The sequence below is a fragment of the Xanthocytophaga flava genome (assembly GCF_030068545.1).
GTDB classification, from domain to species: domain Bacteria; phylum Bacteroidota; class Bacteroidia; order Cytophagales; family 172606-1; genus Xanthocytophaga; species Xanthocytophaga flava.
Genome location: NZ_JASJOR010000004.1, coordinates 1 through 25794 on the forward strand (window position 1 = coordinate 1; position 25794 = coordinate 25794).

Annotated in this window: 19 protein-coding genes; 12 read left to right on the forward strand and 7 right to left on the reverse strand. The window is 38.6% G+C overall.

The genetic code is table 11. The annotated features are described in order from the left end of the window. Positions 1-1121: 1121 nt before the first annotated feature. Positions 1122-1814, reverse strand: coding sequence for a TIGR02117 family protein (locus QNI15_RS07230; protein ID WP_313998116.1), 693 nt, complete (start codon positions 1812-1814; stop codon positions 1122-1124). A gap of 294 nt (positions 1815-2108) precedes the next feature. Here QNI15_RS07230 and QNI15_RS07235 point away from each other — a divergent pair, with 294 nt between their 5' ends. Next, entirely contained in the window at positions 2109-4346 is a 2238-nt protein-coding gene (locus QNI15_RS07235) for a M48 family metallopeptidase (protein ID WP_313998114.1), read from the forward strand. 38 nt (positions 4347-4384) lie between these two features. Further along, positions 4385-5092, forward strand: a complete 708-nt coding sequence (locus tag QNI15_RS07240; protein ID WP_313998112.1) for a hypothetical protein — start codon at positions 4385-4387, stop codon at positions 5090-5092. Positions 5093-5150: 58 nt separating this feature from the next. Here QNI15_RS07240 and QNI15_RS07245 read toward each other — a convergent pair whose 3' ends face one another. Then, positions 5151-6725 carry a vWA domain-containing protein gene (locus QNI15_RS07245; RefSeq protein WP_313998110.1) on the reverse strand — a complete coding sequence of 525 codons (1575 nt, stop codon included), beginning with the start codon at positions 6723-6725 and terminating at the stop codon, positions 5151-5153. 359 nt (positions 6726-7084) lie between these two features. Here QNI15_RS07245 and QNI15_RS07250 point away from each other — a divergent pair, with 359 nt between their 5' ends. Then, positions 7085-7843 (forward strand): PP2C family protein-serine/threonine phosphatase, encoded by a 759-nt coding sequence (locus tag QNI15_RS07250; RefSeq protein ID WP_313998109.1) that lies wholly within the window; start codon positions 7085-7087, stop codon positions 7841-7843. 22 nt (positions 7844-7865) lie between these two features. After that, the gene (locus QNI15_RS07255) at positions 7866-8597 is read left to right on the forward strand and encodes a protein phosphatase 2C domain-containing protein (protein WP_313998107.1); all 732 of its coding nucleotides are present in this window, start codon (positions 7866-7868) and stop codon (positions 8595-8597) included. A gap of 276 nt (positions 8598-8873) precedes the next feature. On the opposite strand, the gene QNI15_RS07260 is transcribed toward QNI15_RS07255, so the two are convergent. Next, positions 8874-9614, reverse strand: a complete 741-nt coding sequence (locus QNI15_RS07260; RefSeq protein WP_313998105.1) for a porin family protein — start codon at positions 9612-9614, stop codon at positions 8874-8876. A 751-nt stretch (positions 9615-10365) separates the two neighbouring features. Here QNI15_RS07260 and QNI15_RS07265 point away from each other — a divergent pair. The 6 genes from QNI15_RS07265 (at position 10366) to QNI15_RS07290 (ending at position 20136) form a co-directional block, all read left to right on the forward strand. After that, positions 10366-11823 (forward strand): hypothetical protein, encoded by a 1458-nt coding sequence (locus tag QNI15_RS07265; RefSeq protein ID WP_313998103.1) that lies wholly within the window; start codon positions 10366-10368, stop codon positions 11821-11823. Between the two features lie 417 nt (positions 11824-12240). Continuing rightward, positions 12241-12765, forward strand: a complete 525-nt coding sequence (locus tag QNI15_RS07270; protein WP_313998101.1) for a GtrA family protein — start codon at positions 12241-12243, stop codon at positions 12763-12765. A gap of 147 nt (positions 12766-12912) precedes the next feature. Further along, the gene (locus QNI15_RS07275; protein WP_313998099.1) at positions 12913-14766 is read left to right on the forward strand and encodes a serine/threonine protein kinase; all 1854 of its coding nucleotides are present in this window, start codon (positions 12913-12915) and stop codon (positions 14764-14766) included. A 301-nt stretch (positions 14767-15067) separates the two neighbouring features. Beyond that, the gene (locus QNI15_RS07280; protein ID WP_314031179.1) at positions 15068-17233 is read left to right on the forward strand and encodes a protein kinase domain-containing protein; all 2166 of its coding nucleotides are present in this window, start codon (positions 15068-15070) and stop codon (positions 17231-17233) included. A 36-nt stretch (positions 17234-17269) separates the two neighbouring features. Continuing rightward, the gene (locus tag QNI15_RS07285) at positions 17270-18868 is read left to right on the forward strand and encodes a DUF1800 domain-containing protein (protein WP_314031180.1); all 1599 of its coding nucleotides are present in this window, start codon (positions 17270-17272) and stop codon (positions 18866-18868) included. Positions 18869-18891: 23 nt separating this feature from the next. Then, positions 18892-20136 (forward strand): DUF1501 domain-containing protein, encoded by a 1245-nt coding sequence (locus tag QNI15_RS07290; protein ID WP_313998093.1) that lies wholly within the window; start codon positions 18892-18894, stop codon positions 20134-20136. Here QNI15_RS07290 and QNI15_RS07295 read toward each other — a convergent pair. Further along, positions 20133-20732, reverse strand: a complete 600-nt coding sequence (locus tag QNI15_RS07295) for a phosphatase PAP2 family protein (RefSeq protein WP_313998091.1) — start codon at positions 20730-20732, stop codon at positions 20133-20135. The genes QNI15_RS07290 and QNI15_RS07295 overlap by 4 nt on opposite strands. A 78-nt stretch (positions 20733-20810) precedes the next feature. After that, positions 20811-21707: an alpha/beta fold hydrolase gene (locus QNI15_RS07300; protein ID WP_313998089.1), complete on the reverse strand. Its 897-nt coding sequence runs from the start codon at positions 21705-21707 to the stop codon at positions 20811-20813. 252 nt (positions 21708-21959) lie between these two features. Here QNI15_RS07300 and QNI15_RS07305 point away from each other — a divergent pair, with 252 nt between their 5' ends. Next, the gene (locus QNI15_RS07305) at positions 21960-23072 is read left to right on the forward strand and encodes a pyridoxal phosphate-dependent aminotransferase (protein ID WP_314031181.1); all 1113 of its coding nucleotides are present in this window, start codon (positions 21960-21962) and stop codon (positions 23070-23072) included. Positions 23073-23088: 16 nt separating this feature from the next. Here QNI15_RS07305 and QNI15_RS07310 read toward each other — a convergent pair whose 3' ends face one another. After that, on the reverse strand, positions 23089-23508 hold the full coding sequence (locus tag QNI15_RS07310; protein ID WP_313976400.1) for a hypothetical protein: 420 nt from the start codon (positions 23506-23508) through the stop codon (positions 23089-23091). 105 nt (positions 23509-23613) lie between these two features. Beyond that, complete coding sequence (locus QNI15_RS07315; RefSeq protein WP_314031182.1) at positions 23614-24687, reverse strand: SDR family oxidoreductase; 1074 nt, start codon at positions 24685-24687, stop codon at positions 23614-23616. Positions 24688-24820: 133 nt separating this feature from the next. Here QNI15_RS07315 and QNI15_RS07320 point away from each other — a divergent pair, with 133 nt between their 5' ends. After that, positions 24821-25675, forward strand: a complete 855-nt coding sequence (locus QNI15_RS07320; protein ID WP_313998080.1) for a helix-turn-helix domain-containing protein — start codon at positions 24821-24823, stop codon at positions 25673-25675. Positions 25676-25794: the final 119 nt, after the last annotated feature.

Sequence of the window (25794 nt, forward strand, 5' to 3'; positions counted from 1 at the left end):
AGGAAAGGATATAGTCTACTGTGTATACACTCTCAGAAAGTAGTACTTTTGCTGCAATGGCTATTTTTAAATGTAGGCATCACAACTAAACCTAAACCTACCTGATTAATATTTGTCCAGCAGTCAGGTTTTATGTCTTAATGCTGGACTAATATTTAGTAAGGCAGGTTTAGGCTTAGTTGTATGGCCTCGATTTAAAAATAGCCATTGGAGTAAAAGTACTATTTTCTGAGAGTGTATACACAGTAGACTATATCTTTTCCTGAAAAGCGATTGATACCGTTTTTTACTTGTTGGTTTGTAAGGACATTTCCCCTTTTCGGTCTCGTTTGCACATACTGGCATAGGAAATATCTTGTTCTTGCAGATCGGTTTTGTAATCTGATTCGGAAAGCGAATAATAAAATTCAATCCCAATACCTTAATCAAATCCCTAAACCAGTCCCTTTCTACATATTCGCGGCTGCCAATAAAATCATTCCCTGTAAGGAATAAAGTTTATTAGCCATTTGTAAAACCGTTTTCGTTCCCCTTAGTTGGAACTTCCTTTATTGGCTAGATTTATAAAGAAAACAGGTAAGCCAATGTTTTGATATACAATACTTAAGGTTATAAAATAAAATCTTGTTTTATCAAACTCCCAACAAGTGCCATCCAACAAAATACAGGGAGAGTTTCCGTTTGTATAACTGGCCAATTACTTCTTTTATTACCAGATGCAGTATGCATTTCCATAACACATACCAACAAAAAAGATGATTGAAAAAAGGCGTTAATCTCCGATAATGGGAATTGACCTGAGTTTGAGCTTTGTCTGTAATAGTGCCTATCTGAATTTTGATTTTGTTGAGATTGACTGTCTCTTTTATGATAATACCACTGATGATTACACACAACGTATGAATCAGGATTTGTTGGCTTTGGGGCAATCCTTCTTAAATTTGTTCAAAAGCGATGGGGGTAGTTTTTCTTCTTTTTCACACATTGATAACTACTACTGCTTCGCTTTTATTCATTTTGTCTAGCATTCAGGCCTGTGAACTACCCACACACTATGCAATACTGTCTTTTGATCAAACCACATTTCGCCTTTTAAACAAATCTGGCAGTTGATTAGGTGATTACAGATAGTAAAACACGGCACTTTCGAGTGGGGTCCAGTAAGATACCTTTATACCTGCTGCAGCCAAAGCTTCTCCTGTCCATACATTACAGGTATTAAAGAGATGGTATCGCTTTTGTGCCTCAAAGAAATAATCCGTTTCATAATAACCAGCCTGAGGAAGCTTAACAAACGATTCATTCTCACTGAAGAAAGAGGCATTAACAAAATCTACCAGTCGTTCATATTGTTCCGGTGTCAGTATCAGTTTTTTTACCTGTTTTCCTATTCTTGGTGTTCCTTTATAGAAATCAATATGCATTAAGGTTTTTCCAGGTATAAACAACGTACTCAGGATAGTCGTTACTGACGGAAAATTGTTATTGTAAGACTCCATATAGAAATTCCTGTCACCCCAGCCAAACGACACATAAGGATAATTGGCATAGTTGGCTGATAAGTCAGGCTGTTGCAGTACTCTAAAACATTTGTCTCTGCGATTTTTCACAGGCAAAATAACATCTGTATGAAATCCATTGGTAGTAACAAAAACCGGAATCCCTTCTGAAGCCATCTGATAATCTTTGTTGACAGGAATCATCATTCCCAGACCAGCCAAAATCAAGTATAGAATTAACAAACATATCAGTATACCTAGTGTGCGACTCAGATAGATAGCTATTTTTCGTAAACCCTGCCGTGTTACGTTCATGAATACAAATCGGTTATATTTTCTTGCGTTTTAATACACTCCTTACATGTAATGTAACCTATTTCAGGAGAAGAATAATTCTCAGATATCTGTTCAACTATTTTCAAGATAGAAACATCTATAAAAAACACTCTTATTTCTAATTTCTAATAAGATTTCAACAAAGAAGTCTCACTAAATAGTATTGACAATTATTACATTGACTAAAAGATTTTAAATTTAATTACATTATCTCTTTGACTAGCAGTAGCTTTACCACAGATTAGAATATTTACGAAACCATCACGTTATTTTATGAAGCATTTCTATTGCTATGTTATTTGTTTATTAACATCTACCTTACTCAGTGCACAAAACTTTGATAATTACCAATCTATTAAATCTGTAAACCCCATTCCATCTGATTTTCTGACATTATCTTCCACAAAATATCAGAACTCCCTCCAACAAACTGATACAGAGACTGGCAGCACCCGGAAAGAAAAAAAATACAAAAAAGATTTCTACCTGACCAGTAGTTTTATTCTGGATGAATTACTGCTTAGCGGACGGGTTCTATTCAATGATTCGGTTACCCTCTATGTGAATCAGGTAGCGGATAAATTATTGCAGAAACAACCTGACCTCAGAAAGAAGCTGAGATTTTATACAGTAAAGTCTAAAGTAGCCAATGCCTTTGCAACGGATGCCGGAATTGTCTTTGTTAATCTGGGCTTACTGGCTCAGTTGGACAATGAAGCCCAGTTAGCCTTCATTCTGTCCCATGAGATCAGTCACTATACAAAGAAGCACAGTATTACAGGCTATCTCGAAAGTCAGAAGATTTATAGTGGTAGAGGAGATTATCGCGGACTATCAGTTGACGATAAATTTCTGGCCAAGATGAAGTATTCCAAAGATATGGAGACAGAAGCAGATAGTGAAGGACTGTCTCTTTATCTGAAGTCAGATTACACTACTCAAAACCTGACAGATGTTTTTGAAGTGTTGAAGTATTCTGATCTTCCATTTGAAGATATCGAGTGTAAACTAGCCTTTCTTGAAACCAAAGATTATCGATTTCCTCAATCATATCGTCTGGCGAGTGTAAAACCTATCAGTCTTAAAAAAGAAGAAGATGATACAGAGAGCAGCCATCCCAATACTGATAAACGAAAAGAAGCGATTGTTGACAAGTTGAGAACCAACATCAGAGAAGGAGGAAAAGTCTATCTTGTCTCTGAAAAAGCATTTCAGAAAGTTCGTCAGATTGCCCGCTTTGAGGTATGTGACCTGTATCTGAGAAGTCTGGATTATGTCAATGCTATCTATAGCTGTTATATTCTGTTACAGGAATATCCTAACTCTACGTATCTCCATAAAGTGATCAGCTCTTCCCTGATTCAAATGGCCAAATATGCCAACTATGGAACTAACTCTTCTAAAAATACACGATACAGCTATCGAAAATCCAGCGATGACACCCCCACATCTTATAAATATGAAGACGTAGAAGGCGCATCTCAAAGACTCTATTATCTTTTCTCAAAGCTGTCAAATGAAGAAATGACGATTCTGGCCGTATCCTACACCTGGAAAATCCGGAATAAGTTTCCTCAGGATGTACAAATTAAAGAATTGGGAGAAATTGCCCTTCAGGAACTTGCGTTTGGTGGAACGTCTTCATTAGGCAAATTCACAACAGATAGCAATATATATGATCCTGAAGCAGATACAGCACAAGCACCACAGAAATCCAAGATAGAGCTAATCAAAAAACTGGAGTCTGAACGTACCTACGAAAAATATGCCTTTGCAGAGTATCTGAAAGAAAAGGAATTTACAGATTTGTTTAACAAATATGTAGACGAGAAAAAAGAAAAAGATAAAAATGCAGACCGTCGCAGAAGAGATCTGGCTGCTTACCGGAAATACCTGAAAAAGAGAGGAGCTTCTCTGGGTATTGACAAGGTGGTTATTGTAAATACAGAGTACTATCAGATTGATGATCGGAAAAAGAAACAAAAGCTTCGTCTATTGGAGTCCGAACAAAAGAACCAGGCCTTTAATGATCGGATTAAAACCATCACGACACAGTTGGGACTACAGACACAATGGATTGAACCCAGAACCCTGAATGCATCGGATGCAGATAAGTTTAACGATTATGCTCTTATCAAAGACTGGATCAGCAAAATGTCTATCCATGATAACATTGATGTGCCACTCCTCACAAAAGAGCAAAAAGAAAAATTTGTTGCCAAATATGGCACTCCTTATGTATGCTGGACGGGTGTATTTAGTTTAAGAGACAGTCCACCCTGGCCAAAAATGTTCTGGGCATTGGGAGCACCTTATTTGTTGCCTGGCATAGCCTGGGAAGCCTTCGCTCCTCATCCGGAAGTCTTATATTTTGCGACAGTCTTTAATGTTGAAGATGAAAAGGTCTATTTGGCAGAGTACCGGATTCTAAGCACCAAAGATGCCGGGTATGTACTCAATGCTAACATTTACAATACATTCAATCAGGTAAAACACAAAAGAAAGAAGTAAAAGACAGTCCGAACCAATTTCTATAAGCAATCTTTCAAATGAAATATATATTTATCCTTTTAAGTTTTCTTACCATACTCAATACATCGGCACAAACCTCCGGATATATGGGTAAACGAATAGCCATAGATGCGAATTTTCAGTCCATGGCTCCAGTAATTACAGATCTGATACTGGAGGGAAGTTCAACTGTAAAATTTCGCTACAAATGGAATCTACATACTGAATATACCCTCAATAAAACGCAGACACTCGGAATAGACTTCGATATTGTTTCTTACTCCAAGAGCAGGCTTGTGACAGATTTTAATGAGAGTATCTATGATTATAATTCAGGAGATAAGATACAGTTTAACTTACAAACACAGAGCCTCGGTATAAGTTACCGACGATATCTCAAAAATGCACTGGCCCCTATCGGCAGTTATTTACAGTTTCATTGCAATTATCTGACAGGAAACATTCAGTCTTCTTATCATTCACAGGAAGAAGGACAAACCACATATACCGTTTCAGAAAAAAATGGTCCTATTTCTGGAGTGGTGGCAGGGTTTGGTATTGGCAAAAGAATAATTATTGCCGATAGATTTACCTTTAATTTTGGCTTTAACCTCGCATTTCCTTATCTTTTTGATAATCAAACTGTACTGGACACACGCGAGGAAGCTGCCTGGGAGCAGGCCAAACAACACCTGCAAAAAACGTATCAATGGAATGCTAATATTGGGTTTGGAATACTTTTGTAAATAAAAAGTGAATAATAAATAAGGAAGTCCGGTCATCTACACCGGACTTCCTTATTTATTATTCGTTTTCTGCTACTGTCACCTCACCCAAATTCTGAGTAGATTCTACCATCCGGATAAAGTCATTACGATCTCCTGACAGATCAACACCTTTTGCACCGTACGCCCATTTAATCACCTTATCATAAGTAGCATCGGCTTTGTAGTCAGAATTTCGTAGTAGCATACCATAGGCAGCTATAGCTGCAGAGAAACGGAAATTATCGGATGTTTCTGTACGAATCTGGTCTTTGGTTATCACCTGCACCATCTCTTTACTTACATCTGCATCAGGCTTTTTGTAGCGAAGCTTCAGTGTAACTAGTTCACCTGAAGTATGGGCTACTTCATTCGGTGTCTGATTCTGATATTTTAATGTAGGTGAGGTATGTTGTTTTTTGTCTGTCAACTCTATTTCATATAATGCAGTTACGGTATGGCCTGCTCCTATTTCGCCTGCATCTTTTGTATCGTCTGTAAAATCTTTGTCCTCCAGCAATCTGTTTTCATATCCCAGCAAACGATAAGACTTCACAGCCACAGGATTAAACTCAACCTGGATTTTTACATCTTTGGCAATCGTAAATAAAGTCCCGCCCATTTCAGTTACCAGTACTTTTTTGGCTTCCATCTCCGAATCAATGTAATAGTAATTGCCATTGCCATGATCAGCAATCCCTTCCATTTTGGAGTCTTTGATATTTCCAGTTCCAAAACCGATTACAGTCAAAAACACACCTGATTTACGTTTTTCTTCTACCAGCCGAATCATCTCGGAGTCTGATGAAACACCCACATTAAAATCTCCATCTGTAGCCAGTATGATCCGGTTATTACCTCCTTTGATAAAGTTGTCCTCTGCAACCTGATAGGCCAACCGAATACCTTCACCACCAGCAGTAGAACCACCAGCCTGAAGATTTTCGATAGCACTCTGAATTTTTTCTTTATCAGATCCGGAAGTAGAAGGTAATACCAAGCCGGCTGCACCAGCATATACTACAATAGCTACCTTATCTTTGGGTCTCAGATTATCAGTCAGAAGCTCAAATGCATTCTGTAAAAGAGGCAGCTTGTCCGGATCACTCATAGATCCTGATACATCGATCAGAAACACCAGGTTACTAGCAGGCAGATCATCTGTAGACAGCTTTTTTCCTTGCAGACCTATATGTACCAGATAATGTTCGGGATTCCAGGGGCAGATACCAACTTCTGTTGTAACCGAAAATGGCTGATTAGCTGTAGGCTGAGGATAGTCATAATCAAAATAGTTGACCAGTTCTTCGATGCGGACAGCATCTACAGGCGGTTTCTGTCCACTGGTAATAAACCGACGCACATTGGCATAGCTGGCCGCATCTACATCAACAGAGAAAGTAGACAACGGAGTGCGAGTAGCATCCTGAAAGCCATTTTCTTTGATATGTGCATACGATTCAGTATTCATCGCCTCAGGTGCTGGTACTTCCAGTGCATCTGTAGTCATATCATATAATTCTGTTGACTCATGACGGCCAGAATGGCAAGCAGATACTAGTGTAACACACAACATAGCAATAGCCATGCGAACTTTGAAAAAAGAACGTTTCATAGATTATAGTAACAAAGTAGTAAGATCAGGACAAAACAATTTCAATAACTGACAAGAGTCAGCTGTAAGCATCAAAAAGAATAAAGATGTATAATAACTGTTTTACTCAGGAAAAGACTCTGGGCAGATCGGTTGCAACTGTGCACTGTCACGAACTAAATCGCCGGAGGAACTTGCAAATTCATTGCTTTATACAGCAAAAATAAAAGGGTAACCCAACCAGAAAATATTTTTTTGTACAATTAATCGAAATGGTTATCTTTTCGGACTATGAGACTGAAAGCGTTTTCCTTACAAGGAAAACCTGATTAGCTCAAGAGCCGTTAAAAGAAAAACAATACCCATCAATCCTTACAGCTGTGTTTCAGAAACTGTTTTCTGCCTTACAAAACAAACCCCTTTATACGACAGATGGCTACACCATAGCAGGCAAAAAGCCTGTGAACGAGGATAGCTATCTGATTGAAGTAAAAAAAGACGCCTGCCTGCTATTAGTTGCAGACGGAGTAGGTGGACATGGACATGGAGACTGGGCGAGTCAAATCTGTGTGCAGCATTTTCAGGAGGCGTTTAATAGAATAGAAAACCTTAACGATCCCAAAACCTTTCTGCATGAACATGCATTGAAGGTGGCCCAGAAAGTGCTTCAAAAACATACTGAAGATCCGGCATATAAAAATTGTGGCACCACACTTACCGGATTTCTGATTCAGGAAAAACATTATTATGTTATTAATATTGGTGATAGCCGCACGTATGCCTGGCATCCTTCTAAAGGATTGCGCAGACTGACCAAAGATCACTCGATTGTTCAGCAGATGATTGATGCAGGTACATTGACAGAGTCTGAAGCAGCCAATCATCCCTACCGCACCACTATGACATCGGCCATTGGTCAGGCAATGGACACCATTAAAATTGACATTACAGGTCCCTATACACTGACAGAAAGCGAAATGCTTCTATCCTTCTCTGATGGAGTCCACGACTTCCTGACAGATACACAAATTTCCCAAATCATATCTTCCAATGCCAAGCCATTAGCCCAAACCCTGGTAGAACAAGCCCTGGCTGCCGGAAGTACAGATAATATTACAGCCTGCTGGTTAAAGCAATAGATAAAAATGCTAGTATTGAGGTATGAAAATAGAGTCTGTCCTACACATAGGCGCATCCCATACCAATCATTGTGAAGATTACCTGCTAGTAGATGAATCCCTGAAAGATATACTTGTCTGTGCTGTCATGGATGGGTGTACCATGGGGAACGAAAGTTATTTTGCTTCGACACTAACAGGCAAACTTCTACACAAGATTCTTCGGGAAAAGGCTTACAAAGACTTTTATACTTTAAACAAATCTGCACTATCTCTGGAAGAAAATGCAAAGTACCTGCTCCAACATCTATTTGCAGAGATAAAACAAATCAGAAACTTTTTGTTGCTGGAAACACACGATTTGCTCACTACCCTCATTCTGGCTCTGGTAGACCGCAACTCACAGGAAGCGTTGATCCTGGTACTGGGTGATGGAGTTGTGACAGTTAATGGTGAGGTATATATTTTTGATCAGGAGAACACACCTGATTATTTTGCCTATCATCTGAGTGAAGACTTTGAGACATGGTATGGCAGCCAAACCCAGAAGATTTACACAACCCAAATTCAAAATCTTGCTATAGCGACAGATGGGATTGAGACATTTCTATCCAATTATCCATCCACTCTAGATCCGAAGATAAACCCAATCGAATGGTTGATGACAAATCCTGCTCAGGAAAAAGAGACCTTACTTTCCCGATTTAATTTGCTGGCAAATATATGGCATCTGCAACCATTAGATGATGTGGCTATTGTACGGATTACTTACTAAAAGAATACATCATTATTGATATTGCATTTTATAGAGTCATGACTTGTACTATTAATTTGTGCTTGAGTGACATTAAAAATAAAGACTATACTAACAACAAGTAAAAATAGATGTCACATAATAGTTCAAATAAGGTGGTACTCATAAATTTATGCTTTAACAACCACATATCCAGCCAACTATATAAAGCTTATTATCTAATTTCAGCAGGTTCGCTTATCTAAAAAAAACTCTGACATCAAAAAAAGTACTTTCCATTAAACTCGTTAGTTTAAATTATTTTCCCTTAAGAGGGAGTGAGTATCCGATAAATGCACTGATGGTTCTGGTTTGTGATTTCAGATTTTCATTCCCATAAAAGGGAGAAGTATCTCTGTAAAAATCACCAAGCCCGTAGCCAAAGCGTGTTTCCAGAGAGATAGCTCCAATCCCAACAGGTAAGCTTACTCCTGCACCTGCATAGACTCCCAGATCCAAGCGATTTACCTCATCATTACTATAATATATTTCTTCCAAAGAACTTTCCCTATCTTCAAATTTTATTTTTACAGTTTGACTAAACTTTATATTGCCGCTACTTATCTCATATTTTTGTTTTCCATTAAAAGTATAACCTAAATATGATCCAAAATATCCAAAGAAACGAAGACCATCTTCTTTTCCAAAAGATGCCTTAAATAATACAGGAACTTCTACATAGTTCAATTGAAAAGTTTTTGAATAAGTACCTGTTCTCTCTCCATCATCATATAGTCCTGTACCTTTAAAACCTTTTTGAGAATATAGCACTTCAGGTTGAAGCGAAAATATATCAGTCAAACTAATTTCAAATGCTGCTCCTACCGCAAACCCTGAAATAAATTTTACTTTCTCCACCTCAAAATATTGTTCTTTTACTAAAGAAGACATACTCCATGTAGAAGCAACATAACCTGCTTTAGGTGTAATCCTCATCTGTGCTTGTCCGGTAAAAACCATAACTATCACAACAGTAATTGACAAAAAAATTCTTTTCATAGTCTTCAAAATTCAGCTAATTTTAAAAAGTTACCTTTACCAGCTTACCTACTGATCAAATAGTAACAGAAACAAAACAGACAATTACAAATTAACCCATCACACAAAATACCCAACTTTATTCACTAAAAACATAAATAAATATACATTCAAAAAATACTCTTTCAAACAAATCTATATAATTATTACCTTATATAGGATAAAACAGAGAAACATCAATTGAGAATCTGATATTTAATAAGAAAAAAGGCTGTCACATATAAAAGCTAGACTCAATTCTTTATGTTTATATATCTCTTTGTCTCCAAATAATTTACTATTAATAGTAGTTACACAAAGCAAAAATCATAGTATATAGACCAATTGTTAGTATAGCAGACAAACTATGGGGATAGAAACATATAAACTACTTTCTTTCTAGCCTTAGTATCATTGTATGAAAAGGCAAAATAGCTATTACTCATACAGAAAGATATTTTAATACCATATACCAGCAGGATACAATATATTAACAAAACTCAGCATTGATTACTTTCTTTTATTCAGGCAACAATGGTGCATTTAGTACCAACTTTAATCACTGAGAAATGAAGAGATAATTTTCATTAACCAAATCTGTAAGAGAAATTGTTATTCATCCCTTACTTTATAGAACTCCAGACCAAAATGCATTATAAAACAATTTGTTTACTAAAAAGATACTATTTTTGCTCTTCAACTTTGTATAATTTCTGAGTCCAAGAATACACGAATGAATCGCCGACTAGTAATTTATGTAGACACTGATTTCTTAATGGCTGGTGTAAAGCCTTTTGATACTTTTATTCCTATTGTAGTTCGGGACATTTTTAGGATACCTCTTTTCTTCTTTGTTGATCCTTCAAGCAGTAAAATATTCTATGGAGAGCGCTACCGTCAGGAATACGAAGATGGTCAGCCCAACACATACGGCAATTTTCTTCAGAGTATCTTAGATGATAAGCTACACTATCAGGCATTTCAATATATGGTGCCAGTAGTAGAGCTGTTAAAAGTAATCATGGATGATCTTCGTCGTCAGTACCTGAGTATTTTAGGCGAACTAACCAGTTCGCTTGACCCGACAGCAACCATACCTGTTTCACTGCTTTTTTCAGATAATGTATCAGTTCCTTCTCAGAAAGTTTTTACTGAGTATCTGCAACGTATAGGATATGAGGTTGATCAAACAACTTTTATCCCGGCAGAAGCACTTGCACTAAGCCTATTTGAGAACGGAAAACTGAGCCACCTACTCCAAAAGAAAATAGTGATAGTAGAGGCTTTCAACGAAAATCTGAACTATTCCCTGGTACAATGTTATAATGCCTCTGCTGTAGAACGGATAGCTACACATACCTATCCACTAATGGGTGTAGATAGCCGAATCAATGTAGTAGCCTCCTATGCTGTAAACTATATCAACAACCAAAGACGGCTTTTATCCAGTAAAGAAGAGATAGACAAAGAGATCAAACGCCATTTCCGAATGGCTAAGGAATGGATCCGACAAATGGATTCCGATGTTCGCCCATTTATTGATGTTAAGTCTAATTTCGCGATAGAAAAAGCAGCTGAAAACAAAGTTGTTCTGAAAAAAGATGAGATTGAGCAACAGGTCACCTACCATGTACGCAGTCTTGGACAAACATTTGACCAGTTTCTGACCAATAACAATCATCGAACAGAAGACATTGATAAAATTATTCTGGTTGGAGAAAGTTTATGTAATAGTCAGGAACTTAAACTGGAATTTGGCCGATTTGGAGCCCAAAAACTTTTGCTATGCAATGAGACAGACGAAAAAGGAATTTTGAATGGTGTCTTTTTGCGGAAACAATACCAGGAGAAACCACAGACAGCTCCACAACCAGTAGAGCAAAATATACCTTCATCTCATGTACCGCCACCATCACTCCAATTTGAAACAGTTGTAGTCACTACACAACTAAGCATAGGACAACAGCTCGAAATAGGCTGGAATGACCGAATGATCAGAGCTTTGCATCTTGGCAACAGTTTATTCGTGGTAGTAAAACACTACAATTCGCAAATCATTACCGGAGATCAATTTAGTATCGACACACTATTATTCGGACAAAAGCCTGTCTTTAGAAATATAATGCGTAGCGGAAAATCTCTGGGAGATTATACTCCTAGTGGTACATTAAACGTTCTGAAGAAAGTATGATCTGTTAACAGTGGTATTGAGATACACCAAGCAATAATAAACGATTATTGAGTCAATTCGGAACAAATAATTGAGTATAAAAATTTGGCGACACAGCCATACTCTTTTTGAACAGTTTATTGTAAGAATCAACATTTTATATAAAACATTACACAAACTTCTATGGTGTTAAGTCATATGATAAAACTTTTTGTTGTAAAATGAAGTTATAGAGTAATGCAACTCTTAAGCAAATGGTATACTAAAAATGTTTAGTGCTTTAGTATAAATACTAACAATAGTTGTCAGATAAATACTCAACAATTTAGTTTTTATACTCTTTTTCCTTTTCAAGTAGAATTATTATTGGGAAAATCTTACAAAAAACTATTATTTATTTTATACCTTTGTTTTGCAAAATTGTTAATCACTTACAGCATGAAGCGTATTATCAGACATCCTTTCATTCAGTTTTTCCTTCGATTTCGCTTTATACGATTCGGACTTGTAGGTGTATTTAACACAATTCTTGATGGTGCTATTTACTTTTTGTTGCTATCACTATTTGGTACAGGATACAAAGTATTTTTTATAGAAACAGATACCTGGGCAAGAGCTATTGCTATGTTTGTAGGGGTTACATCTGCATTCTTTATGAACTCCCGACTGGTATTTAAGGACAATGGATACCATAATGACTTTCACGAAGAAATTACCTTTTCAGAAAAACTAGCTGTTGTTGGAAGAAGTTACACCAAGTTTATAGCATCTTATGCGATGGGAATGGGAATGAACCTTCTTACCTATACGACAATGAAAAGACTGCATATAGATTCATTCCCACCAGAAATGGGACTGGGACTTTTCTCAAAGCTTCCTGCCTTTATCGTAAGTACAGGAGTTTCTGCAGTATTTAACTACTTCTTCTGTAAACACTTTGTTTTCAAGCCTAAAGCTGTATAAGATATTTTCACATATATGAAAAGAGCCTTACAGATAACCTGTAAGGCTCTTTCTTTTATAGCACGACAAGGTGAGAATATCTATTTCATCTTGGTTTTACAGAGATACTATTCTAACTTGTACATTCATTAGGGTAAAACACATATTATGGCCGGGATCAACGAACATACCAACGACGATTCACCAAAAGAACAATCTCAATTTGTTACCAGTGATAATTCCACTCCACCATCTGAAACAAACTCAAAATCAGATGATGGTTCAGGTTTTATTATATCTGATAATCCAGTTAACGAATCAGATTCGGGTACATTCACTACACCACCTGCTGATGATAATGCCTCAACATTTATAAGTAGTGAGTCTTCTGATAAAGCCTCACAAACAACAGCTCCAAACTCAACAAATGCAAACTGGTCGGGTATACGATTTACTTCTACATTTACAGATATCATGCCTCTTGCACAACAAGGGGCAATGAGCCTGACACAAAAGGCACGTCTGGATGGCAGATGGGTGGTAGTAAAACGATTACTACCTGAACATCGGACCAATCCTACCTATATCGAATTATTCTTTAAGGAGTATTTCAATGGTCGTGATTTACAACATGAGCACATCGTCAATATTTATGGACGAGGAGAAGATCAGGAAGGACCATTCTTCTATATGGAGTATGTAGATGGACAACCTTTATCTCATCGTATTCCAGAAGGTGGTATTTCTGACGAACGATTTGTACGCAAAGTTGCAACAGAAATGCTCCAGGCATTGAGTTATGCTCATAAAAAGCAGGTATATCATCGTGATCTGAAACCGGACAACATCCTGATTACCAATCGGGGTGACAACGTTAAGATTATCGATTTTGGCCTGGCTGCTGCGGACACATTTGATGATATTAAGAATGCTACTTTTATCGGAACTAAAACTTATGCAGCTCCCGAACAAACACTTACAGGAAGTAGTGTAGACGGAAGAGCAGACCTGTATGCTTTTGGTATTATACTGCTGGAAATGTTTACAGGAATTCCATCCAGAGACAAAATAAGCGTAGTAAAACATAACCTATGGAGAACAATTATTCAGAAATGTACTCAACTGGAACCCGAACAACGGTATCATAATGCAGATGAAGTACTGGACTTGATAGAAGCAAATACGAGTCAGCTGTTTAAAGCCCCGACTGAAGATAAATTAGTTTCGAAAGAGATTATTGAATCCAATGCACTTCAAAAAAAAGAAGAGGAACTACGTCGTAAAGAACAAGAGCTGCAGCAGCGAGAACAAAAGATAAAACAACAAAGCAAACCACAACAGGTATCCACTCCTGTATATATAAACCCTGTTCCACCCAAACAAACAAATTATGGATGGGTATGGTGGATTGTAGGTCTGGCAGCTCTGGCAGGAGTAAGTTATGCCGCACAGGAACAAGAAGACCGTTTTCTAAAAGTCATCCTTTCACTAATTTCCTTTGGTATTATTATACTTCTCTTTGTAGGGGTAATCCGATGGTGGCAACGACTGAATATTGGTTGGAAAGTGATTCTGCTAGGAGTGCTGGCAGGTGGGATTTATTTTTACTATAAACAACAACAAAAAGAAAAAGACGCGATAGAAAGCCGACTTACCAACGAAAGCAACTTAAAGAGTGTTATTGAGGATTATTACCATGATCTGGAACAACACAACTTTACAGCTGTTGAAACATATTTTGCTCCTACTATAGAAAAGTACTTCAATAGGAATGATGTCAAGGTAGAAGAACTACAACCTATACTGACCAACTTCTGGGAAAAAACACCTGAGGACATGAACGTAATAGACTGGAGCACATTCAAACATGAAGTAAATACAGATGATGAATATGTCAAAGTGAGTTTCTATATGAATTACCATTTTCGGCGACGCACCTCTTCTACCATGAAGATGGTAAGAGCTAAAACGGTTATTAAATTCGATAAAGACCTAAAAATATTTTATATAGCAGGTAATTAATAGCACATCCTCATTTTGAATAATCATAGGGTTGTCAATATTTTTTAGATACTGACGTTTATTTTAACGAATTTGAAACTTATTTTCAGATTCGTTTTTTATTATGAATCAGTTTAAACAAATTAGTAAAGGCTGCAAAGGCAAATTTTGTGCTGTGCCTTCACTTATTTTTCGGTCCATAGCGTTTGCTATGTTGCGATTGGCTAATAGGTAAATAACTCGGCTCACTACAAAATCAACCTTTTCGCTTCTTTATAATTTATTTGCACTGATTCTTTATGAGAAAGTAACTCAACTTAGCATGGCCATTTTAGTAAAAGCACCTGAATTACCTTTTACAGGAGGAATCGTTACCTGGTGGGAAAAAGAAACAGGACAAGAGGTGCTGTTTGGAGATCTTCTGGTAGAAATCCGGTCAGGTAATACCGATTATCCAGTGAAAGCTTATTTACCAGGTACATTACTACATATCTTCGCTAAGGCAGGATCAGAAGTTCAACCAGAAGCACCTCTGGCACTTATAGGGGAAAAGAACGAAAATATTGCAGAGTGGCTCTCACTAGTGCCCAAAACAGATCAATCCCAAACCCAGCAGCACTCATTTCAATCTGGTTTTACTCAAGTAAATCCAGAGCCATCTGACACAACCACTCAACAATCCGGGTTTTCTACCTCACCATCCGAACCTGTACCTATTACTTCTATTTCCAAAGATCCTTTTTCAGGGTCAGGCAGCAGTGGTTCGTCCTTTACAACCAATGAAACGCCACCTCCTCCTGTTGCGCAGTCCTACTCGTCTGTCGAACATCTGACCAGTGAACAGGCACAAAATCAGAGCTTGTATGGCAGAGGGTTTGATAAGTTTGTCAAAATGCGACCTGTGCCTCAACAGGGTGCTATGGGAGAACTGTTTTTTGCCACACAAGCTATCAGTGGTCGCGATGTGGTGATTAAGCGACTCAAGCCTGAACGTCGTGCAGATGCCAAAACCCGGGAATACTTTATGCGGGAAATTAACCTGGGAACGGTACTTCCTTACCATAGAAACATCATTACAATTTTATACTCAGATGAAAATGAATTTGGCCCATACTATGTCATGGAACGAATCAATGGGCATTCATTACAACACCTGATTGATAGCAACCAACTACTTCCCGAAAGACTGAAAGATATATTTCTGGGCATTCTGGAAGGTATACGGCATATTCATGCTCATTGGATGGTACATCGGGACCTGAAGCCCATGAATATCCTGATAGATACCCAGATCTGGCTACCTAAGATTATTGATTTTGGCTTTGCCAAACATCCCTCCTATCCGGATATTGATGTGTTTGATATGGGTACGGTAGGCTATATGGCTCCAGAACAACATGGGGATCAGAAAGATGTAACCATGCTGGCAGATATCTATGCCATAGGTTGTGTGTTGTATGCCATGCTTAGCCGGGAACAACCTCATACAATAGACCTTTCTAAAATCGCAGACCCAGTCTATGCAGCCATTATTCAAAAATGTACCCAGACAGATCCGAAACAACGGTATTCTTCTGTACAGGAAATTATAGATGCAGTAAACAAACGTATCATTCCACAGGAACCTGTTACAGTAAAGAACGCTTCTGTTGAAGAATCTGTCAGCAGTACACAAAATGCTTCTCTGGAAAGTTTTAAGGTATTTCTTAATGAATGGGCAACAGAAGCATTGCCTACAGGTCAGCGGTTATCCAAACTGACACTTAAACTTATTCAGAAACAGGCAGAAGCCGCAGGTATAGATATTGAAAAGCTCGAACCAGAACTCAATGACTTTATTGAACTGTATGAAGAGATTAAAGCAAGTGGTGAGTTAACCGCATTCAAAAAACGCAGTTTACTGGTACAAGGATCTCTGGTATATATTTCGGCAGCTACTATTGACCGGATATTTGAGTTGTCAAATATCCCGGTATCTACCAAATATGCAATAAAGACCAGTGGTACATTTCCTGTGTATACAGCAACTTCTCATTCCCAACAAAAAACAGCATCCAGTGAATCTGTAACACCCGCACAACCTATCACTCCTCCTGTTACAGTATCACAACAGGAAGAGAAAGGTGTATCCATACCACCACCTGTAGACTCTGGCTTCTCAACAATTACCAATACTACTCTCTATGCACGAGCAGTGGGACTATTTGAAGCTTTTGAAGCAGATAAGCTAACAACATTCTTACAGGAAGATTCTCTATATGAGATTCATATCACTACTGCAAATACAGCCACCTTCCGTATTGCAGATAACACAGTGGCTCAGGATGTAGCGTTAAAGAACAAACGTTTCTATCTGCATCCAGCCTGTGTACTGGCAGAGGTAGAGCCTGTATTAAATCAAAAAATATACACGTTGCAAACAGGTAAACTGGAACGTAGCGGAAACTTCTGGAAGATTATAGAGAAAGCCAAAATCCGGATAGGATAGCCAGGTCTTATATGCAACCCTAACATATGTTTCTCCATGTCAGATACTATTTACTGGAACGAACCGTCTCCCTCAATAGAAGTAATTGCTCTGAACCGAATGGGATATGGACACACTCCGGAAGAAATGAAGAGAGTCCAGCAGTTGGGCTTTAAAAACTATGTAGAAGAACAACTCTATCCAAATGATAATCAGGACCCGATAGTAACTCAAAAGTTGTCTTCTGCCCGTCTGCGTATAGAATATACACACAGAGGGAACAAGGTAGCTGAAGATCGCCCATTACACTATCTGCAATCATCTATACCTCAACTCTGGAAACTCATACAAAGTGGAGATAAACTCTCTTATGAAGAAAAAATCCGGCCCTTGCAGGAGGTACGTGCTGCAACCTGGTTACGGGCCGTTTACAGCAAATGGCAATTACGGGAAGTACTCACTGACTTCTGGCATAATCATTTCAATGTAAATGCCGCCAAAGAAGAACGAATAGCGGCTACGTTTCCGGTTTACGACCGGGATGTTATTCGCAAAAATTGTCTGGGGAACTTCAGGGTCTTTCTGGAAGATGTTGCCAAAAGTACTGCCATGCAATATTACCTCGACAATGTAAGCAGTAAAGCGAGTCCTGCGAATGAGAACTATGCCCGTGAACTTTTTGAACTACATACATTGGGAGCTTCTCATTACTACAATCACTTGTATAACCGCTGGAAAGAAGTGCCAGGTGCTGTTACAGGCAATCCAGTAGGATATATTGATGAAGATGTTTATGAAGCAGCCAGAGCTTTTACAGGATGGACAGTTGCCAATGGTTCAGACAACGGCAAGGGAGAACGATTCCCGGATACAGGAACCTTTCTGTACTATGAGGGCTGGCATGACCATTACCAGAAACGCATTTTAGGAACCGAACTTCCCCCCAATCAACCACCTTTGGCCGATGGTCAGAAAGTACTGGATCTGGTGGCTTCGCATCCTGCTACAGCCTTACATATCTGTACTAAACTTTGTCAACGGTTGATAGCCGATCAACCTGCCACAGCCACTATCCAGCAAGCAGTTAAGGTATGGAATGATAGTCAGCAACAACCAGATCAGATTCGCAGAGTAGTCAGAAGTATTCTTCTTTCTGAAGAATTTGCCAAAAGCTGGGGAAAGAAAATAAAACGTCCTAACGAATTAGTTGCTTCGTTTCTGCGTGCAACCCAAACAGACTTTATGCCTGATTCCGGCTTTTTATGGCTTACCTCGCAGATAGGTTATCACCTGTTTGAATGGCCTACTCCTAATGGACATCCGGATACAGGCACCTATTGGCTAAATAGCCAGATGATGCTGGCCCGGTGGCGTATCATGGAAGTGATGTTTCAGGATTGGTTTAAATCCTGTAAAATCAACTGGCAGCAATTGCCACCTGTAACGAACCTTACTGCCCGGCAAATGGCGGAGCAATACCTGAAACAGATCACAGGTCGATCTATCTCAGCTAAAACACAGGAAGTAGTTGCTAACTTTCTGGCTGTAGGAGGCAGCATAGACGAGCCTCCTATAGGTAACACAGAAGAGATTCAGTCCCGACTAAAGAATACCCTAAGTCTTATAGGAATGCTACCGGAATTTCAGATTCGTTAGTACTACATTACAAAATATCATCCATGAACAGACGTACATTCTTGTCAGGTTGTAGTGCAGCAATAGCCGCAATGGCTGGTAGTCAGTTGCATAGTATGACATTCTCTACAGCGGACAACAATCCGGAAATATTTATCCTCGTTTTTCTCAGAGGTGGAATGGATGGACTACACCTTGTTGCTCCGGTTAGTGATAAGAATTACATTGACTCCAGAGAAATAGGTTTACGTATTACAGAAAGTGGTACACAGAAAGGCTTACCTCTGATTAATACCCTTTCAGGACAGGATTTCTATCTGCACGCCAAAGCGCTACCATTTAAAGAGCTTTATGACAGCAAACAACTAGCCATTATCCATGCCTGTGGCCTTACCAATGGCACACGCAGTCACTTTGACGCCATGGATCTGATCGACAAAGGTGTATCTGATACAAACTCCGCTCCTTCCACAGGCTGGCTTACACGTTTGCTCGAAACTATCCCGCATACAGGACATCTGCCTGCTATAAGTGCTACACCCCAATTGCCAGTATCTCTGTTAGGAAGTAATACAGCTACTTCTTTGTATGATCCCAAAGGATTCACACTGAATGCAGATCCCCGATTCACAGGTATTCTAAAGAATCTATATCAGGGAGATTCAGCCCTGGCACGAACCGCTCAGCAAACACTACAAACCATTCAATACATACAAAGTAAACTTCCCCGTAAAAATGGAACCCTCACTGATTATGTTCCGGATAATCTAGCACATTACCCCAGCCAATGGCAGGTACAAGAGCTAACTCAATCATTTAAAACATTGGCACAGCTCATCAAAATGGATGTAGGGCTACAGGTTGCAACGATTGATTTTGGTGGATGGGATATGCATGAAGGTCAAACCTGGCTTTTCCCATTACTTCTGGAAGGTTTCAGTCAGGCTCTCACAGCTTTTTACAATGATATTCATTTGTATCATAAACGAGTTACCATTGCTGTCATGAGTGAGTTTGGCCGTAGACTCAGGTCTAACAAAAGCAATGGTACAGATCATGGCTATGGCAATGCCATGCTGGTATTGGGAGGAAATGTAAAAGGAGGAACTATGTATGGAAAGTGGCCAGGTCTGGCTACCGAACAGCTTGATAATCGGGTAGACCTCGCTGTAACCACTGACTATCGGACTATTCTCAGCGAGATCTGTATGAAACGTTTACACACCTCTGCCATCCAGACAATTTTCCCAGGATTCATCAAGCCTCAACTGCTTACTTTTTTAAGCTAAAGATCTTTTTTCATAAAATGGTAAAGGATAGTATTTATTCCTGTTGACAGGCCTATAGAAAATACGACATCGCTCAAATAATGGACATTGAGAAATATCCGGCTTAGACCAACCAGCAATATCAATGGAATAAGTATATACCCTAAGCAATTGAATTTGAATACAAGAGGAATACACAACGCAACAAAAATGCCTGTATGCAAAGATGGAAATGAATCCATACTTTCAGCTAAAGAGCTATGCAGGTCAAATCCATAGAAGCCTTTCTGTAATAATACAGGTCTATATCGTGGCAAGGTAGTTTTCAGAAACTGAATACTGACTACTGTTGTCAGATAACTATAGAGTATCATCAACACAAGAGCAGGTGGTAGGGTGAATGCAAAAAAATACCGAAGGATAAAAAACAGGACCAGATAACTGACCAGAATCTGATAGGAGACCTCAAAGCTACCCAGCAAAGATATTTTCTCCCATATAGAAGAGTGAGTTCGTTCACCCACCTGATGAGCAACCAAAGGATCAATCCAGAAATAGCATATAAAACAAAGGAATACTATTCCCAGATAAAACTTTAAAGATAGTGAACGATTCACCTTTACAGATTTTTATACAACAAAAGGTGAAAAATATTTCTCAATTCCCTATAATAAAAGTTTTTGTAGTCATACCTCTTAGTTCTTAGCTAGATCCCAGGGCTTTTGCTGTACCTTATCTAACATCTTCACAATGGTCTTCTGAATAAACTCTTTTTCTGTAAACGTAATCAGATGGCCCCGATTGGCAATAAGTGTGATATCCAGTGATGGTACGTTCACTAGTTTCTTGCGGGCAAACTTGGCATTAGAAGTATAAATCAAATCATCATCTGCTCCCTGAATATAAGCTACTGGTATTTTGATGTTTGACCATAAAGGCAACATTTTCTTTAGTTCCTGATAATGTGACAGTTTTTCCGCATTGGCAGAAACCAGTGTACGAGGCACCATCCATTTCAATGGCGGTATTTCCATAGGATAAGAAATATCATAGATCTTCTCTTCTCCTGGTGCCAGTGAAGGCCCAACCAATACCAGTCCATCTACCAGATTCGGGTAGTCCATTGTTAGCCGACTGGCAACAGACGTACCATAGGAAGTACCTACTACCACAACCGGATGATTGGGTCTACGCAGGCTATCGAGAATAGTAGCCATGATTTTGGCTTGCTTCTCTATGGAAGTCAAGGGATCGCCAAAACCGGAATACCCATAACCCGGACGATCTACAGCATACATATGCGCTCTGTGTAATAAGGTACTATCAGAAAGATAATCTTTGTAATAGCTTAACGAGCTGGGTGCTCCATGTATAAACAAAATAGTGGCAGAGGTATCTTCCCCAATAGAAATATAGCGAATATCACGTCCTTCTGCTTTGAAATGACCAATCTTCGGTTTCAGATTTTTGGTACTAAAATATTCATAGATGTCATCGTTAGATTCTCTGAATTGTACAAGTTTATCCAACCCAAATGTGATACCTGTTAATATGATGAATGTGATAGAAAGTCTTTTAATCCAGCGCTTCATAGTTTGTTTACGAATTTGTCCATAGCAGATAGCATAAACTTGCTGTCCTTTAGAAGACTAACACGAAAAAGGAGGTATTTTGTTTCTAAAAAAAATGCTCTTTTTTATTTTCTCTTATAATTTCCGGAAACAGATCTGTCTGTAACATATCTTCTGCTTCCTATCAACTTTTATGGATAGAAAAATGCAGAAGATATGAATCAGTTATAGTATTTTATGAAAAAATCATCGATTATCCTGTAAACAAACTATATGAAGTACAGAAGGATGCCTATTGAAATAGAAGCCCCGGAGGGCTTTGGTTATGAAAATATTGACTGTAACTTATCTGAAAGTTCCTTCACAGATCAGAAGTTAAACGACCTGGGTATCTCATTGGAGAATCTGATATTACTCTATGGTGACCACAAAGGAAAACCAGAACTGAGAGAGGTACTTGCCAGTGATATCGGCTTTACAATCGAGGATGTGCTGATTACTTCAGGAGCAGCCACAGCCCTATTTATTGTCGCTACGTCTCTGCTTGACAAGGATGACCATTTAGTAGTCGCTAAATCTAATTATGCAACTAATATAGAAACACCACGAGCCATTGGAGCTAACATATCTTTTCTTAACCTAACGTTTGAAAACAACTTTGATCTGGATCTGGCCGAGCTGGAAAGATTAATTACTCCACAAACCAAACTGGTGAGCCTGACCTATCCGCACAACCCAACCGGAGTAATGATTACTAAAGAAAAGCTAAAAGCTGTCATACAGATTATTGAAGAAAAGCAAACCTATCTGCTACTGGATGAAACCTATCGGGAAATGTGTTTTGTAGAGAAACTACCTGTAGCAGCTACCTTATCAGACCGGGTAATCAGTATCTCGTCCATGTCAAAGTCGTTTGGTCTGCCAGGTATCCGTATCGGGTGGATAGTATCAAAGAACCAACAACTGATGGAAACGTTTCTGGCTGCTAAAGAGCAAATTTGTATCACCAATTCAGTAATTGATGAAGAAATAGCATTTCAGTATCTGAAGCGTAAACAGGAGTTATTTGCCCCCAATATGGCCACCATACAAAAGAACTTTGGCATCCTGAAACACTTTATGGAAAATCAGCAAGTATTGGAATGGGTAGAGCCTAAAGGAGGTTGTGTTTGTTTTCCACGAATCAAAAAAGATATAGTAGTAGATACCAATCGTTTTCATGAAATTTTACTGAATACCTATGCCACCTATATAGGCAGAGGCCACTGGTTTGAAGAAGATGCCCGTTATATGCGTATTGGTTATAGTTGGGACAAATCCGAAAAACTGGAAAAGGGATTACAAAATATTCTAAAGGCCATTGAAGCAGCAAGGATAGAGGGTTAGTCTAAAACACTAAACTCTAGGGCATTTTATCTAAATCCTCTAATGTATATGTAAACGCTGCATTATTTCTTGAATTCACCCCCGATCTACAACTAAATACAATCGAAATATGATCATAATCATAAACAAAGTCTTTAGTTAAAATCTTTCTATGCAACTGTCTTGAAATAGTATTAGCAGTTTTCTCTAAGCTATCCTTTTTTTCCACAGCTTCACATGAAATACTATCTAGAACAAACACATACCATCCTCTTTTTCTTAAAGTATCACTTTTTTTGTATATTTCGGGGTTTACCTCTCTCTCAATAAGACAGTTACATTTTCTTCCAACTCTATCAAAATATGCTTTTTCTAACTCAGTTAATGGAGGTTGCTCAGGCTTAGCCATACAACCAATCAAAAAAACAGTTAATGTAATAACTACATAGAGTTTCATACTACTTATTTTAAAGGAATGTAGATGTATTAGTTGTATTCGTTTTTAATCAGGACCTGATTAAAAACGAATACGCAAGATAACACTCTTACAACTATATGCAGCTTATGGAATAACTTTACGCTGACGTAGATCGTCAAAAATGGACAGAAACATATCTTTTGTTTCTACATACTCATGAAATCCGAAACGACGTGCTTTGGCGCCATCTGCAAACATATCGTAGTCCCAGGAAAACACGAAATCACCAAAACCCCACGATGATACCTCCTGATAGGGATGAGGTTCCAGATCATATTTCTCTACCATCTTATTCCAGAGACATTCTTTATCGGCCATAATGACGGACAGAGACATCGGCAAAGGTGGGGCGATCTCCAATTGAAAGTAACGGGCAATCTCAGGCCACATCTCGTTCCATCGGAACAGGTCTCCATTGTTGATATTAAATGCCTGGTTGGCACATCTGAGCTCGGTAGCAGCCCATACAGTAGCCTTAGCCAGCAAGCCAGCATCAGTCATCTCGAGCAGTTTATCATAGGCTCCCGGCTTACCCGGAAAACGAAGAGGCAGATTCAATTCCTTGCTTATAGAAGCATATACTGCAATCACCATTGCCAGATTCATAGGATTGCCTAATGCAAACCCTCCTACCACAGAAGGACGAATAGCAGACCATGTCCAGTTTTTCCCTTTCTGTCGTTTTTCAAGAAACTGCTGTTGATCTACATTAAATTCAGGAGGCATATGTCCGGCATCTGTTTCCCGGGCAGGCGTCTTAAATGGTCCAAGATGTGCTCCATATACTTTATATCCTTGCATAAGACTGATATGTTGTAATTGAGACGCTATCTCTTCAACAAGAGTAACTACGTTTACCAACATAGCCAGATTGGGAGGCACAAGTTCTGCCCAGGTAGGTTTGTCCTGATAGGCCGCATAGAAAATATGCGTTACATGAGAAAGTTGACTCAGTTTTTGCCTACACTCTTCGACATTCAGCAAATCTACCGCAATATACTGTATCCGGTCTGTTGATACACCTCCACGTCGTGACAAACCTATAATCTCCCAATCAGGTAGTGTAACTAGATAATCTATCAGATTACGACCAATTACACCCTGAGATCCTACTACCAACGCAACTTTTGTTTGTTTTGCAACTCGTACGTCTGACATATTCACAAGAAAATTTGTTTATAAATAATGATTGCGAAGGGATACAAATGAACCCTTTGTATAGCTGCAAAGTTAAAAAGCAGGGACAGGCTACTACTTGTATATTTCTATGGGTAATTGGTAAATACACTTGATGAAAAGATATATCCAGCACGAACTGTTAAAAATATCCAGCTTTACTACGCAGGAATGGGTGCATCCAGTGCATAACCACAATCACTTTGAGATTATATTTGTGCATAAGGGCAAGGGAGTTCATTGTCTCTCTGGCATGAAATATATCTATCAATCCAAAAGTCTTTTTCTACTAGCCCCTTGCGATTTTCACCACTTTGAGGTACAGGAAGAAACAGAATTTACCTTTCTGAAATTTACCAATGTATATTTACACGGCATGGGGAACACGCTACTGCAAAGTCAATGGAATCAGCACATGGATCAGTTGCTGATTTATGTCCGCCATCAGCCCTTGCCAGTTATCAAAAATGTGCAGGATGCCGAGCAATTGGAAAACATCTTACGACTGATTGTAAAAGAATGGAAGACTAGTCAGCATGAACTGAATGAAACGATTTTCTTTCTGATCCAGGCATTTCTATCCATTGTTAAACGAAACATACAGATCCCACCAGCTCCACCTGCATCCAAGCACAGCGCTAAAATAACGGAGATTATCCATTACATACATCAGCATATTTATTCTGTTGATCAAACACAGGTAAAACATCTGGCAGAACGATTTGGCTATTCCAGACACTACCTGGGTATTTTCTTTAAAGAACAGACTGGTCGTACTCTTCGGGATTATGTTAATGAATACAAGCTCCATCTGATCGAAAACCGCCTCCGTTATTCTTCCTTCTCTATTAAAGAGATTAGTGATGAGCTGGGATTTACAGATATGAGCCATATCCATAAATTCTTCAAAAGTTATCGGGGTATTAACATTTCTGAATACCGGAACCAACTGATCAACAATGCAGTATAGATATCATATTTATGGCTGCGTTGTCTGACTACAAAACAACTTTGTTTCTATTATAGTTGTCTGGGTTTGCTTACCAAATAAGTTACTAGTCAAGCTATGCTGACATTACACACAAAATA